Origin of the sequence: Rhodococcus sp. SBT000017 (assembly GCF_003688915.1) — a bacterium.
Lineage (GTDB): Bacteria > Actinomycetota > Actinomycetes > Mycobacteriales > Mycobacteriaceae > Rhodococcoides.
The window spans coordinates 3,224,112-3,238,149 of record NZ_REFU01000001.1 but is presented as its reverse complement, the minus strand read 5'-3'; the positions used below and the strand labels follow the sequence as shown (position 1 = coordinate 3,238,149).

12 protein-coding genes and 1 pseudogene are annotated in these 14,038 nt (G+C 64.7%); 7 read left to right on the top strand and 6 right to left on the bottom strand.

The annotated features are described in order from the left end of the window. Positions 1-43 precede the first annotated feature (43 nt). Positions 44-1,900 carry a Na+/H+ antiporter NhaA gene (nhaA, locus tag AYK61_RS15050; protein WP_121871374.1) on the bottom strand — a complete coding sequence of 619 codons (1,857 nt, stop codon included), beginning with the start codon at positions 1,898-1,900 and terminating at the stop codon, positions 44-46. A 220-nt stretch (positions 1,901-2,120) separates the two neighbouring features. Between nhaA and AYK61_RS15045 the strand changes: the two genes are divergently transcribed. Together AYK61_RS15045 and AYK61_RS15040 are read left to right on the top strand one after the other, a co-directional pair. Then, positions 2,121-3,146: a putative zinc-binding metallopeptidase gene (locus tag AYK61_RS15045; RefSeq protein ID WP_121871373.1), complete on the top strand. Its 1,026-nt coding sequence runs from the start codon at positions 2,121-2,123 to the stop codon at positions 3,144-3,146. A 118-nt stretch (positions 3,147-3,264) separates the two neighbouring features. Then, on the top strand, positions 3,265-4,008 hold the full coding sequence (locus AYK61_RS15040) for a GAF and ANTAR domain-containing protein (RefSeq protein WP_121872774.1): 744 nt from the start codon (positions 3,265-3,267) through the stop codon (positions 4,006-4,008). A 26-nt stretch (positions 4,009-4,034) separates the two neighbouring features. Here the strand turns inward: AYK61_RS15040 and AYK61_RS15035 are convergent, their stop codons facing one another. The 4 genes from AYK61_RS15035 to AYK61_RS15020 form a co-directional block, all read right to left on the bottom strand. Next, a complete protein-coding gene (locus tag AYK61_RS15035) occupies positions 4,035-4,607 on the bottom strand; it encodes an SAM-dependent methyltransferase (protein ID WP_121872773.1) in 573 nt (190 codons plus the stop codon). A gap of 89 nt (positions 4,608-4,696) precedes the next feature. After that, positions 4,697-5,446 carry a PIG-L deacetylase family protein gene (locus tag AYK61_RS15030; protein WP_121871372.1) on the bottom strand — a complete coding sequence of 250 codons (750 nt, stop codon included), beginning with the start codon at positions 5,444-5,446 and terminating at the stop codon, positions 4,697-4,699. Continuing rightward, a complete protein-coding gene (locus AYK61_RS15025) occupies positions 5,440-6,435 on the bottom strand; it encodes an acyl-CoA dehydrogenase family protein (protein ID WP_121871371.1) in 996 nt (331 codons plus the stop codon). The genes AYK61_RS15030 and AYK61_RS15025 overlap by 7 nt, the downstream gene beginning before the upstream one ends. Continuing rightward, entirely contained in the window at positions 6,432-7,151 is a 720-nt protein-coding gene (locus AYK61_RS15020) for a glycosyltransferase family 2 protein (protein WP_121871370.1), read from the bottom strand. Before AYK61_RS15020 ends, AYK61_RS15025 begins: the two co-directional genes overlap by 4 nt. 296 nt (positions 7,152-7,447) lie before the next feature. Here AYK61_RS15020 and AYK61_RS15015 point away from each other — a divergent pair, with 296 nt between their 5' ends. The 5 genes and pseudogenes from AYK61_RS15015 (at position 7,448) to AYK61_RS14995 (ending at position 12,743) form a co-directional block, all read left to right on the top strand. After that, the gene (locus AYK61_RS15015) at positions 7,448-8,356 is read left to right on the top strand and encodes a L,D-transpeptidase (RefSeq protein ID WP_121871369.1); all 909 of its coding nucleotides are present in this window, start codon (positions 7,448-7,450) and stop codon (positions 8,354-8,356) included. A gap of 134 nt (positions 8,357-8,490) precedes the next feature. Further along, positions 8,491-9,423, top strand: a complete 933-nt coding sequence (locus AYK61_RS15010) for a carbohydrate ABC transporter permease (RefSeq protein ID WP_183130292.1) — start codon at positions 8,491-8,493, stop codon at positions 9,421-9,423. Further along, positions 9,420-10,310, top strand: coding sequence for a carbohydrate ABC transporter permease (locus AYK61_RS15005; protein ID WP_121871367.1), 891 nt, complete (start codon positions 9,420-9,422; stop codon positions 10,308-10,310). The genes AYK61_RS15010 and AYK61_RS15005 overlap by 4 nt, the downstream gene beginning before the upstream one ends. Before the next feature lie 28 nt (positions 10,311-10,338). Continuing rightward, positions 10,339-11,661: pseudogene (locus AYK61_RS15000) on the top strand (ABC transporter substrate-binding protein); the annotation flags it as partial. Positions 11,662-11,663: 2 nt separating this feature from the next. Further along, complete coding sequence (locus tag AYK61_RS14995) at positions 11,664-12,743, top strand: ABC transporter ATP-binding protein (RefSeq protein ID WP_121871366.1); 1,080 nt, start codon at positions 11,664-11,666, stop codon at positions 12,741-12,743. Here the strand turns inward: AYK61_RS14995 and AYK61_RS14990 are convergent. Continuing rightward, complete coding sequence (locus AYK61_RS14990) at positions 12,721-14,031, bottom strand: cytochrome P450 (protein ID WP_121871365.1); 1,311 nt, start codon at positions 14,029-14,031, stop codon at positions 12,721-12,723. The two genes, AYK61_RS14995 and AYK61_RS14990, sit on opposite strands and share 23 nt — an antisense overlap. Positions 14,032-14,038 lie beyond the last annotated feature (7 nt).

Sequence of the window (14,038 nt, the reverse complement as noted above, 5' to 3'; positions counted from 1 at the left end):
GATCCCGTCGACGCAGACGCGTTCCGTGCATCCTTGCCCACGATCACCTTATTTCGAGCGCCCGGATCAACGTTGCTGCATCGTATGGTCCGATGTGTCGGGTCAGGTTCTTGTCGCCGCGTCCCAGGTAGAACGTCGGGGTGCCGTCGACGTCCGAGGACGAGGCGTCGAGTTCGTCGTCCTCGACGCGAACGACGTGATCGCCGGTGCGGATGTCGTCCTCGAATTTGTCCATGTCGAGGCCGAGTTCGCGTGCGTAGCCGTCGATGTCGTCGGGTTCGAGAGCATCACTGTTGCGGAACAACACGTCGGCCATCTCCCAGAACTTGCCCTGCGCTGCGGCGGCCTCACTGGCGTACGCGGCGTAGCGGGCGTGCGGGTGATAGTCGTCGAGCGGCAGGTGCCGGTAGACGTAGCGCAGGTCGTCGCCGAAGTGTTTGCGTACCTCGGCGACGCTGCCGGTTGCCTTGCTGCAGAACGGGCACTCGAAGTCCGCGTACTCCACGATGGTCAGTGGTGCATCCACCGGACCGCGGATGTGATCACGCTTGGCACTGACAGGGCGCAGAATGCGCAGAGATGCTTCGGCTTTCGGCGGGTGGACCTTCTCGTCGATGCGGAACAGGATCCAGCCCAGCACCGCCGCGATGACCGAGGCCGCCAACACACCGACGCGTGCCTCGTCGGCCAGCAGTTCGTCGTCGAGGGCGAGGTCGATGATGAACAGCGAGATCGTGAACCCGATTCCGGACATCGCCGCACCGCCCGCGATGTGCGACAGTGTCAGTCCCGGAGCCAGGGACGACGGTCGCAGTTTCGCGAACACGGCGGAGGCAGCGGTGATTCCGACGAGCTTGCCGAGGACGAGACCAGCGATGATGCCCCAGGTGAGTGTCGAGGTCGACGCAGCTTCGAGCGTGTCCGAGCTCAGCACCACGCCGGCGTTGGCCAGCGCGAAGATCGGCACGATGATGAACGCTGTGTAGGGCTGATAGAGCCGCATGAGACGTTCGTTGACCGACACCGCGCGATCGAGTCCGAGGCGGGCCGCGCGGGCGTATTCGGGATTGGGCGACTGCCGGAACGCGCGGGTCAGGTCCGACGCGCGTTCCACCTCGGTGCGTCGCGGCGGGTAGACCGGAAGGATCAGCGCGATCATCACTCCCACAAGAGTGGGGTGCACTCCGGACTCGTACATCGCAACCCACGTGAACAGTGCGACGACGAAGTACCCGACGCCGCGCCACACCTCGAGCCTCCGCAGCAGGAAGATCAGTCCGAGCCCGGCGAACGCCAGAATCAGCGGCACCACGTCGAGATCGTCGGTGTAGAAGAACGCGATGATCGCCAGTGCGCCCACATCGTCCGCGACAGCGAGAGTGAGCAGGAAGATGCGCAGCCGCGCAGCCTTCTTGGGTCCGAGGACGGCAAGTGCCCCGAGCAGGAACGCGGTGTCGGTGGAAATCACGACGCCCCACGCCTGAGCCGCGGGTCCGGACGGATTGAAGGCGAGGAACAGCAATGCAGGCGCGGCCAGGCCGGCAACGGCAGCGACGATCGGTATCGCGGCACGGGATCGGTCGGTGAGCTCACCCATCGCGAACTCACGCTTGACCTCGAGCCCGACGACGAAGAAGAACAACGCCATGAGCCCGTCGTTGACCCAGTGGGCGAGGTCGAGGGAGATGCCGTGTTCGCCGATGGTGACCGACAGCTCGGTGTGCCAGAACGACTGATAGGTCTCGCCGAAGGGCGAGTTGGCCCAGATCAGGGCGATCAGTGTCGCCGCGAGCAGAAAGCCCGCCGCCAGAGTCTCGCTGTTTCTCTCGCCGCGAGCCCGCGAGATCCGTTCGACGAACCGTGCCATGGGCCGATTCGTCGGCGTGATCCGATCTGCCATCTGCCGCCCGCGTCCTCTCGGAGAGTGTTGTGAAGCAGTCTGTACCAACGCGAGTGTCGCCGGTTTGCTTCCATGCAGGTGGGAGCTCGGAGAGTAACGTTATTGCGCTGTCGAATCCGGCGCACGACGAGAGATGTGCACGACATATTCGGGATTCGGCATTAGTCAGCCAATAAACGGGAATACGAGTCCGACTCACCCCTGCCACGAAGGAACATCCATGCGTGATTTCATCTGCCGCAAATGCGGACAGAAGCTGTCGTTCGAGAACTCACTGTGTCTGAGCTGCTCGAGCGCACTCGGCTTCCATCTGCCGAGCAGAGCCCTGCTGGTGCTCCCCGACAAGGCCGACGACGGTGTCGCCGAGGCAGAGGTGGACGGGGCCACGTGGAAGATGTGCGCCAACCTCAACACTGCGCGCTGCAACTGGCTCGTCGACGCCGCCGACTCCGACGATCTCTGCGTGTCCTGCCGGCTCACCCGCACTCGCCCCGCCGACGACGACGTCGACGCGATGGCCGCGTACGCCGACGCCGAGACCAACAAGCGTCGCGTCGTACTCGAACTGACCGAACTGGGACTGCCCATCGTGGGCCGGGACGAGGACACCGCGACCGGCCTGGTGTTCGATCTGCTCTCGAGCGCCGAACAGCAGGTGATGACCGGCCACGACAACGGCCTGATCACCCTCGACCTCGCCGAGGGCGACGACGTGCACCGCGAACAGCTGCGCGTGGCGATGTCCGAGCCGTACCGCACGCTCGTCGGGCACTTCCGGCACGAGATCGGCCACTATTACCAGATGGTGCTGGTCGGAGACGGTGAGCACCGCGCGGCCTTCGAGGATCTGTTCGGGGATCCCGATTCGAGCTACCAGGACGCCCTCGATCGTCACTACAGCGAAGGTGCGCCCGAGGGCTGGGAGGACAACTACGTCTCGTCCTACGCCACCATGCACCCCGCCGAGGACTGGGCCGAGACGTTCGCGCACTACCTCCACATCCGCGACACCCTCGACACGGCCGCGGCGTTCGGTATGGCACCGGCCGGTTCGACGCTGGAGAGCCCGCTGCCGGGTGACGTCGGCTTCGATCAGATCGTCGACTGGTGGTTGCCGCTGTCGTGGGCGCTGAACCAGATCAACCGATCGATGGGACACCAGGACCTCTACCCGTTCGTGCTGCCGCCGACCGTCGTGAAGAAAATCGGGTACGTGCACTCGCTGATCGCACCCAGCACTCTCTGACGTCCCGCTAACGGTCGTTGAGCTTTGTGATCAGGGGCGTATCCTGTGTTGTCGGCATATCGCCGATGCCGGGATGCGCCCCTGTGCAGTATCAGGACGCGTGCAGCAGCAGGACGAGGTGACGACCATCAGCGAGCAGACCATGGATTCGACGACGGGCACTCGCCCGTCGGTCACCGATTTCGAGCTGAGTCGACGGCTGGCCGAGGTTGCCGAGAAGCTGCGTCGTCAGCATTCCGATCCCGATCGGGTTCTGGCCGTCATCACCGAGTCCGCGGTGGCCAATGTGCCGTCGGCAGAGTTCGCGTCCATCACCACCGTGCTGCAGGGCAAGTTCGTCCACAGCGCGGCGCTGTCGGGAGAACCCGCAGGCCACTGCGACAAGATTCAGGAGCAGCTGGGCGAGGGCCCCTGCCTCGAATCGGCGATCGAACAGACCACCATCAGGATCGACGACATGGACAGCGACACCCGCTGGCCACTGTTTGCAGACGCCGCGTCCGCGCTCGGGGTCAAGAGCATGATCTGCTTCCAGCTCTATGTCGAAGGCGTCAACTTCGGCGCGTTGAACCTGCACTCCACCCGAAAGAACGCCTTCTCAGTCGAGGCAGAGTCGATCGGCTCGCTGTTCGCTGCGCACGCGGCCATTGCGTTCTCCACCGCACGCGAGGAGCAGCAGATCCGGGCCGCGTTGACGAGCCGAGATCTGATCGGTCAGGCCAAGGGCATGTTGATGGAGCGTTACAACCTGAATTCGCAAGCGGCATTTGCATTGCTGGCCAAGCTGTCTCAGGACACCAACGTCAAACTCGCCGACCTCGCGGAAAAGCTGGTCATCGACGCGGCGAAGTCCACCGACTGAGCCCCGTCTCCAGAGGTCGAGCGCAGTCAGCGCACGTCGAGGCCGTCGGTACTCGCGACCGACACCGCCGGAGCGTCCGAGGCGACGAAGACCTCGATCCGGACGTCCTCGTCCAGGTAGCGACTCAGTAGCGCCAATCCCGTTGTAGCGGCGATGATCTCGTGTACGCGGTCACCCGAGATCGGATAGTCGTCCACGTCGTGACGCCAGTGCGCCGCCACCAGAGTGCCGCCGGCCTCCAGACGCTCGACGACGCGGGTCGCCGCCGCCGTCAGGTCGTCGGCGTCGAGGTAGTACCCGACCTCGCTGATGACGATGAGATCGAACATCGCCTCGGGTGTGGGCAGCGTAGACCAGTCGTCGGACAACGACCACAGCGCGAATTCGACTGCAGCAGTGTCACCGACGCGCCTGCGTGCGGAATCGAGGGCGCTGTCCACCACGTCGGTGGACACCACGTGATCGCACCGGGTCGCCAGCTGTTCGGTGAGCACCCCGATGGAGCAGCCGGGTTCGAGCGCGCGCCGATAATGCGGCTTCGGTAGCGACGCCAGGGTCAGAGCATATTTACGACGCTCGTACCACTTGCTGTCGAGCATGAACGGATCGTCCTTGACCGCATACACGGTACGGAAGTACTCGGCACCCAGGCTTGTTCGAGAACCCTGACTCGTTCGAGAACCCTGGCTCACGCGAACACCACCTCGAACGGTCGCCGGTAGCGCGCCAATATGTGCGGCGGCAACACCGCTCGGTCCGCGGGATGATCGGACAGTGGACGGATCTGGGAATCGAACTGCTCGATCGACGCTCGCTTCGCGTCGAGGGTGTGCGGCGGCAGATCGATACGACGCCCGCGCGTCCACGGCACAGCAGGATGACTCGGAGTTGCCCAGTGCCACATCCAGATCGGATACTCCACTACGGGAATCCCGACGGCGTCCGCCGCGGTGAGACAGGCACGCGCAGTGGCTTCGTGGTCGGGATGTCCGTCGCCACGCCACGGAGCCAGGCACCAGGTGCCCGGGGCGGCGTCGAGCAGCGGTATCAGTGCGTCGGCCACTGCACCCTCGTGATTCTCGACGGCCCCGTCGGCGATCTGCAGACGCCTCGGAGAGTGGTCGATACCCAACTCGGCCAAGGCACGCTCGGATTCGACGGGGCGACGCGCACGCAGATCCTCCGCCGTGACGGTCGGGGAACCGGGATGGGAGCCGTCGCCGTCGGTCACCGCGACCACCCTCACGTCGACACCTGCCGCGGCCGCCAACGACAGCAGGCCACCGACGCCGAGTACCTCGTCGTCCGGGTGCGGTGCGACGACGACCATGGTGACGACGTCCTTCCACTGCAGACCGGGGATGGACCAGTCGGCCGACATCCAGTCCGATTCGGCGGTGCCGACATCGACTTCGGCGTCGAATGCGTTCTCTACCATGGGTTGTCCTCCTCGGCGATGTCGTGTCCGAGCGCTTCGAGATCGCGTTCGGCGTGGCTCTGCCTCAGATAGACGGTGAGATCTGCGACGCGTCGCGCGTGCTCGGCATCGCTGCACAGCGGGCCTGCACCGAGAGCGCGACCGACGCGGTCGATGCACTGAGTCGCCGCATCCTCGACCACCGCCCGCACGATGCGGGCTCGGATTCGGGCTCGACCGGAGCGGTCGAACGGATCCGCGTCCACCTCGGCTGCAGCGGTGGTCAGCGCGCTCGACGCCGCACCGAGTGCTGCCGCGATGGCACCGAGATGTGCGGCACGGTGCGGATCCGGCCTGTCGCGGACGGCGGCATGCAGCGTGTCCGCCACCGCGCACGCGCTACCGAACCAGGCTGCCGACACCCCGATGGCCCCGTGCCAGAAGCCCGGCCGGGTGAGGTAGTCGGCCGGTCCGCCGACCGCAACGGCCGGGACGCTGTCGAATGCGACCGAGCCGGAATCGCTCTCGCTCATCCCCACCGCATGCCACGTGTTCGGTACCGGAGTTGCGCCCGGATGCGTCAGATCGACGGCGAACAGTCGAGGACTGCCCTCCACGCGCGCAGTGACCAGAGCGTGCGTGCACAGTGACGCACCCGAGCACCACGGTTTCGTTCCGGTGAGAACCCAGCCCGAATCCTCCAGCACCGCTTCGAGAATCGGCGCAGGCGGTTCCGCAGCCCACACTCCCCAGATCTGCCCGCGCTGCGGCGTCGGGCCGTCGAGTTCGTGCAGGATCGCGATCGCGTCGGTATGCGCTTCGGACCATCGGCCCAGCACCGTGTTGTGACGGCTCAGGGCGGCGAGCGACTGCCAGCGCAGATCGGTGTATCCCGAGCCGGGCAGCGCGAGGTCGAGACGGCCGTCCGCCTCGAACGCCAAGAACGCGGCGCGCAGTCCGGTGTCGATGTCTGTTCGGTCGGTGGATTCGAGAAAACCGGTCTCGCTCATGCGGTGGCCTCCAGGGAACGTAGGAATCCGGCCATGCCGTCGGGCGCTCTCCCGCGCAGTCGACCCGACGTCGTGACAGGGATGTCGCACACCCGACGGCACTCGATGCCGCCGAGCTCGAGGCGTCGGACCAGATCGTGGTCCTCGCCGGTGGTCAGTGGTGCAAATCCGTCGACGGAGAGGTACTCCGTCGCTCGGACACCGAGGTTGGCACCGTGCACGTGTGGGTGGCCGAACTCGTTGCGGTAGTGCGCGTCGTACGACGACCTCAGCCCGAGGTTCTCCTCGACGTGGCCCTCGAAATCGACGGCCACCGTTCCTGCTATCGCTCGAGCACCCTCTGCGGCGTGCCGGAGATGGCCGAGCAGCCAGTCCTCACCCACCCGGGTGTCGGCATCGGTGGTGGCGAACCAGGTGGATGCGCAGTGTTCGGGGGCGTACGTCGCGAATCCGGCGGCTCTGGCCGCTCCGACGTTGCGATGAGCCACCTCGACAGCCGACACGGACGGATGACGTGCCGCGATGAGCGCGGAGTCGTCGGTGCACGCATCGAGCACGACGATCGTCGAGACGGACACCGAGGCCACGTCCATGACGCGGCGCTGCGCACGCGCCAAGGCGGTCAGGCAGGCGTCGAGCAGATCCTGCTCGTTGTGCGCGGGTACGACGACGACGATGTGACTGACTGGGGTACGGGGGAGAGCATCGGAGATCACGGTCTACCCTTTTCGGACACCGGACGAAGAAGAGTCCGTTTCGGAAACCGCCGGTGTCTGGACGGGATGTGCTCCCCTCGCACATACCCGTTCCCCGGCTGCCGACACATACGCCCTGGCCTGCAGAGACAGTGCTCGGGACCGGTTGCGGGAAGATACTCGTACTCGCGGTTTCTTTCGTCCGTTTCGGAGATATCCGATTAGCAAATGTCGGGGCGGTATGTGTTAATGGGCTTTGCTCACGCACAGCTCTGTCGGTGGGCATCGCGACGCAGCACAAAGGATGGTCGGGTTACATGGCATCACCGGTTCGCACACGCAGATTCGCCCGTATCGGCGCGATCGTTGCAGGTACAGCCCTTGCTGCGTCCGCCGCATTCGGTTCCGCACAGGCCGCGCCACTGTGGCCGGGCGGCCCGGACGTCTCCATCCCCGGAATGCCGGGGTCCTCGGATCCGGCTGCACCCGCTCCGCAACAGCTCGTTCCGCAGCTCGCACCGGCGAACTTCGCCGATCCCAGCATCAGCCCCTCCGGCGGCGAGGTCGTCGGAGTCGCGCAGCCCATCGCCATCCGCTTCGACGAGGCCATCGGCGATCGCGACGCCGCGCTGCGCGCCATCCGCGTCACCACCACCCCGTCCGTACCCGGGCACTTCTACTGGATCAACGACACCCAGGTCCGGTGGCTGCCCAACGAGTTCTACCCGGCGCACACCCAGGTGACCGTCGAGGCAGGTGGCGCGAAAGCCGAGTTCTCCACCGGCGACTCCATCATCACCACCGCAGACGACAACACCAAGCAGATCACCGTCACCCGCAACGGCGAGGTCGTCCGCACCATGCCCACCTCGATGGGCAAGGTCGGACACGAAACCCCCAACGGCACCTACATCGTCGGCGAGCGATTCCGGGACATGTACATGGACTCGTCCACCTACGGCGTCCCCGTGGACTCCGAGGAGGGCTACCGCACGTACGTCGAATATGCGACGCGCATCTCCTACAGCGGCATCTTCGTGCACGCGGCCCCGTGGTCGGAATCGCAGCAGGGCTACTCCAACGCCTCGCACGGCTGCCTCAACGTCAGCACCGAAGACGGCAAGTGGTTCTTCGAGAACGTCCAGAAGGGCGACCCCGTCATCGTCGTCAACACCGACGGCGGCACCCTCAGCGGATCCGACGGCCTCGGAGACTGGAACCGTTGAGTGCTTTGCAGTGGTGCGGTTGAGTGCCATAGCGGGCACATAACCGCACCACTGCGCAGCATTTGGTCTGCGTGACGGCACACGTTGGGGCCGAATTCACCGTTCGTTAGCCGAGACTGAGCACAGTCCTCGCGGTGAGTGCAACAACCGAACGAGTGCTGCCCAGGGCACGCGAGAAGCGTTTCTTCTCGCGGCCGTGGACCGATTACGCGCTCTTCCTGATTCTGGTGGGCCCCAACCTGGTTCTGCTGGGCGTGTTCACCTATCGGCCGCTGGTCGAGAACTTCCAGTTCTCGTTCTTCGACTGGAACCTGTCCTCGCCGACCTCCACGTTCGTCGGCTTCGACAACTACCGCGAGTGGGCCTCCCGCGAGGACACCTGGCAAATCGTCGGCAACACTGTCGTGTTCACGGTCGCCGCAGTGGTGGGCTCACTGGTTCTCGGCCTGGTGTTGGCACTGCTGCTCGATCGAAAGCTCAGGGGCCGCAACTTCGTTCGCTCCGCCGTCTTCGCCCCGTACGTCATCTCGGGTGCCGCGATCGGTATCGCGTTCCAGTTCGTCTTCGACCCCAACTTCGGGCTGGTCCAGGATCTGATGCGACGCTTCGGTCTCGGCGCCGTTCCGGATTTCTATCAGGACCCCAAGTGGGCCATGGTCATGATCACCGTGACGTACCTCTGGAAGAACCTGGGCTACACCTTCGTCATCTACCTCGCGGCCCTGCAGGGCGTGCGTAAGGAATTGATGGAAGCGGCCGAGATCGATCAGGCGAGCCGCTGGACCACGTTCCGCAAAGTGCTTCTGCCGCAACTGCGTCCGACGACGTTCTTCCTCTCCATCACGGTGCTGCTCAATTCGCTCCAGGTCTTCGACATCATCAACGTCATGACGCGCGGCGGCCCGCTCGGCACCGGCACCACCACGATGGTCTATCAGGTCTACGAGGAGACGTTCCGCAACTTCCGGGCCGGCTACGGCGCCACTGTCGCGACGATCCTGTTCCTCGTGCTGTTGATCGTCACCCTCGTGCAGGTACGAATCATGGATCGAGACGATCAGCGATGACTGTGACCGACAAGCCTCGGACGGCCACACCGGAGAAGGTGCCAGGGCCGCGCGACCAGCACCGTGCGCGTCGTAGCGCGAACATCCTCGGATACGCGGCCATGGTCGCCGTCCTGCTGATGATCGGGCTGCCACTGTTCTGGATCCTGATCACCTCCTTCAAGGATCGACCGGACATCTACGTTCAGCCGGTCACGTGGTGGCCCAGCGTGTTTCATCCACAGAACTACGACGAGGCGACGACGGAGGTGCCGTTCTTCACGTATCTACGCAACTCCATCATCATCACCACGGCCGTGTCGTCCATCAAGTTCGTTCTCGGGGTTCTCAGCGCCTACGGTCTGGTGTTCCTGCGCTTCCCGGGCAAGAACATCGTCTTTCTCGTCATCATCGCCGCGCTCATGGTGCCCAATCAGATCACCGTCATCTCCAACTACTCGCTCATCTCCGAGTTGGGATGGCGGAACTCGTTCCAGGGCATCATCATTCCGCTGGCCGGTGTCGCCTTCGGTACCTTCCTGATGCGCAATCACTTCCTGTCGCTGCCGCCGGAGATCATCGAAGCCGCGCGGATGGACGGTGCCGGGCCGGTACGGCTGATGTTCCGGGTGATCCTGCCGCTGTCGGGCCCGACCATGGTTGCGTTCGCCATCATCACGATCGTCACCGAATGGAACGAGTACCTCTGGCCGTTCCTGATGTCCGACGACTCGTCGGTCGCACCGCTTCCGGTGGGGTTGACGCTGCTCCAGAACAGCGAGGGCTACACCAACTGGGGTGCGGTGATGGCCGCGACGGTGCTGACCATTCTGCCGATCCTTCTCGTCTTTCTCGTCCTGCAACGCCACATGATCAAGGGCCTCACCTCCGGTGCGGTCAAGGGCTGATTCACCTCACTATCAGGAGTCGAACACCATGGCACACATCATCAATCGGCGTGGTTTCCTCACGCTCACCGGTGCGGCTGCCGCCGCTGCTGCCCTCGCTGCGTGCAGCGGCCCCGGATCGGGCGGGTCGGGCGGCGAGGCCGTCGAAGGCGATGCGAACACCATCAATTTCTGGTCGAACCACCCGGGCAAGTCCCAGGAGTTCGAGCAGGAACTGATCTCACGCTTCCAGGCCGAGAACCCCGGCCTGACGGTCAACCTCATCGACGGTGGCAAGAACTACGAGGAGGTGTCGCAGAAGTTCAACGCTGCGCTCTCCGGCAACGATGTGCCCGACGTCGTCGTGCTCTCGGACGTCTGGTGGTTCAACTACGCGCTCACCGGTGCGATCGAGCCGCTGGACAAGCACTTCTCCGCAGCGGGCGTCGACCAGTCCGACTACGTGGATTCACTGCTGGCCGACTACAACTGGAACGGCAGCCACTGGGCATTGCCCTACGCGCGCTCGACGCCGCTGTTCTACTACAACAAGGCCGTCTGGCAGCAGGCCGGCCTGCCCGATCGCGGACCGGCCACCTGGCAGGAATTCGACGAATGGGGTCCGCGCATCCAGGCCGTCGTCGGAAACGGCAAGCTCGCTCACGGTTGGGGCAACGCCGTCGACTACCTCGGGTGGACGTTCGAGGGACCGATCTGGACGTTCGGCGGATCGTACTCCGATCAGTTCGAGCTCAAGTTCGACGACCCCAATACCATTGCGGCAGGCAAGTTCCTGCAGGACATGATTCACACGAAGAAGTACGCCGCGGTGTCCAACGACATCGCCAACGACTTCGCCGCGGGCATCCTCGCGTCCACCATCGCCTCCACCGGCGACCTGTCCACCATCAAGGCCGGTGCCGCGTTCGAGTTCGGTACTGCCTTCCTGCCGGCCACCGAAGGCACCCCCGGCTGCCCCACCGGTGGTGCGGGCCTGGCCATCCCAGCGAAGATCTCGGACGAGCGAAAGGTGAACGCGCTCAAATTCATCGACTTCGTCACCAACGGCGCCAACACCGCCTACTTCTCGCAGAACACCGGCTACATGCCGGTTCGCAAGTCTGCGCAGCAGGACCCGTCGGAGATCGCATTCCTCGAGGCGAACCCCAACGCGAAGACGGCCGTGGACCAACTGGCGCTGACCCGCTCGCAGGACTACGCCCGCGTGTTCGTTCCCGGCGGCGACAAGATTATCGGTACTGGACTCGAGCAGATCGCGCTGCAGAACGCCGATGTCGCAACGACATTCGCATCCGTCTCGGATCAGCTGCAGCAGATCATCGACCGCCAGATCACCCCGAAGCTGCCGCAGTTATGGCCGCCGTTCACTACGCCGGTGTCTCGCACCGGTACCCGGGTGCCGATTCGCTCGCCGTCGACAACCTCGAACTCGACATCGCGGACGGTGAATTCATCGTTCTCGTCGGACCTTCGGGCTGTGGGAAGTCGACGAGTCTGCGGATGCTCGCCGGTCTCGAGTCCGTCGAAAGCGGTCACATCGACATCGGCGGAGTGGACGTCACCTCGCTGGCTCCGCGGGCCAGGGACGTCGCGATGGTGTTCCAGAACTACGCGCTGTACCCCAACATGACCGTCGGCGACAACATGGGCTTCGCGCTGCGCAATGCCGGAATGAGCAAGTCCGACAGCGCAGCCCGAGTACTCGATGCGGCGAAGATGCTCGAGCTCGAGCCACTGCTGGGACGCAAGCCCGGCAAGCTCTCCGGCGGGCAGCGTCAGCGAGTGGCCATGGGGCGCGCCATCGTGCGTCAGCCCAAGGTGTTCTGCATGGACGAGCCATTGTCCAACCTCGACGCCAAGTTGCGGGTGTCGACCAGAGCCCAGATCGCCGGTCTGCAACGACGATTGGGCACCACGACGGTGTACGTCACGCATGATCAAGTCGAGGCAATGACCATGGGTGATCGCGTCGCGGTTCTGTTGGACGGCAAATTGCAGCAGATCGCCGCTCCGCGGGAGTTGTACGACAATCCCGTCAACACGTTCGTCGCCGGATTCATCGGGTCACCCGGCATGAATCTGGTCGACGCCCCCGTGCGCGACGGCGCGGCCGTACTCGGTGAGTTGCGCATCCCCGTCCCGTCCTCGGCGGGCGAGCGCGTCGTTGTCGGTATCCGCCCGGAGTCGTGGGATCTGGTGGGCGACAGTACCGGCCTGCAACTGACCGTCGAGCTGATCGAGGAACTGGGTGCGGAGTCGTTCGTCTACGCCTCCGCGCCCAGCACCGACGGTGGGTGGACGACTGCGTCCGGACGAATCTCGGTCCGTGTCGACCGCAAGTTGTCCATCGCATTGGCCGAAACCATTCGACTGGTTCCCAAGCTGGACGAGCTGTTCTTCTTCGACTCCGCTACCGGCCTGCGGTTGTCGTAGCAGGCTGGCCGAGATCCACCGGGAGAGTGGCCCACCCGTGTAGGACTCGGGTGTTGCGTCGGGTTCCCTCGCCTGCCGTCCGCAGGTGAGGGAACCGATCGAACAGGGTCTTGAGGCCCACTTCCGATTCGGCCTTGGCGAGTGCAGCACCGAGGCAGTAGTGACGCCCTCCCGAGAACGACAGGTGCTTACCGGCATTGGCGCGGGTCACGTCGAAGCGATTGGGGTCCTCGAACACCAGCGGATCCCGATTGGCACCGGCCAGTACCAGCACGACGAGCTTGCCCTCGTGTACCGTCACCCCCTCGACCTCCACGTCGCGCTTGGCCATGCGGGCCGTGAGCTGTACGGGAGACTCCATCCGCAGCATCTCGTCGACAGCGGTGGGCCAGTGCGACGGATCCTGTTGCAGCACAGCCAGTTGGTCGGGATGATCCAGCAGAAGTTGGATGCCGCTGCCGAGCAGATTGACCGTCGTCTCGAACCCTGCAGCCAACACCAGACCTGCAGTGGCCCTGAGCTCCTCGTCGTTGAGGCCGATGCCCTCGTCCTCCGCAGCGATCAGCTGGCTCATCAGATCGTCACCGGGGTTGCGGCGCAATCCGGCAATGTGTTGCGAGAGCCAGGCGTCGAAACCGATCAGCCCACGCTCGACCTGCTTGAACTGAGACCACGACAATCCGATGTCGAGACTGGGTGCGGCCATCTCGCCGAACTCGAGGACTCGTTGATTGTCCTCCTCGGGAACGCCGAGGATGCGCCCGATGACCGCGACCGGCAGCCGCGCGCAATAGCGATCGACGATGTCGACGACCGGAGAGCCGTCGGACAGCTCGTCGAGCAGAGCATCGGCAGTTTCCTGCACCTGATCGCGCATCTTCTTCACCGCGCGGGCGGTGAAGACCGAGGACACCAGCTTGCGGTACCTGGTGTGGTCGGGTGGCTCCACCGAGAGCAGTGACGGCGGCAGAATCGGGTGCAGTGCGCCGGATCTGGTGTGTTCCTCGATCCACCGCAACGGACCGGGGAGGGTTGCACCCAGCTGAGTGACGCGGAAGTCGTCCGATCGCAGCAGATCGAACGCCACCCGGTGGTGCACGGTGATGTTCGAGATCCGAGTCTTCACCAGCGGCGCGGTGGCGCGGAGCTTCTCGTAGACCGGCGTCGGATTGGCCCGCGTCGCCGGATCGGCTACCAGCATCGCCTGCGGATCACCCGCGGCCGCTGCTCGTTTGGCCCCGAACCTGATGACCCCGTGAGCGGCAAGCCAGCGTGCGTATTCCCTCATCCGAAAT

Coding starts and splice junctions, on each gene's coding strand:
- nhaA (WP_121871374.1), bottom strand. CDS start 1,900: ATGGCAGATCGGATCACGCCGACGAATCGGCCCATGGCACGGTTCGTC.
- AYK61_RS15045 (WP_121871373.1), top strand. CDS start 2,121: ATGCGTGATTTCATCTGCCGCAAATGCGGACAGAAGCTGTCGTTCGAG.
- AYK61_RS15035 (WP_121872773.1), bottom strand. CDS start 4,607: ATGCTCGACAGCAAGTGGTACGAGCGTCGTAAATATGCTCTGACCCTG.
- AYK61_RS15030 (WP_121871372.1), bottom strand. CDS start 5,446: ATGGTAGAGAACGCATTCGACGCCGAAGTCGATGTCGGCACCGCCGAA.
- AYK61_RS15025 (WP_121871371.1), bottom strand. CDS start 6,435: ATGAGCGAGACCGGTTTTCTCGAATCCACCGACCGAACAGACATCGAC.
- AYK61_RS15015 (WP_121871369.1), top strand. CDS start 7,448: ATGGCATCACCGGTTCGCACACGCAGATTCGCCCGTATCGGCGCGATC.
- AYK61_RS15005 (WP_121871367.1), top strand. CDS start 9,420: ATGACTGTGACCGACAAGCCTCGGACGGCCACACCGGAGAAGGTGCCA.
- AYK61_RS14995 (WP_121871366.1), top strand. CDS start 11,664: ATGGCCGCCGTTCACTACGCCGGTGTCTCGCACCGGTACCCGGGTGCC.
- AYK61_RS14990 (WP_121871365.1), bottom strand. CDS start 14,031: ATGAGGGAATACGCACGCTGGCTTGCCGCTCACGGGGTCATCAGGTTC.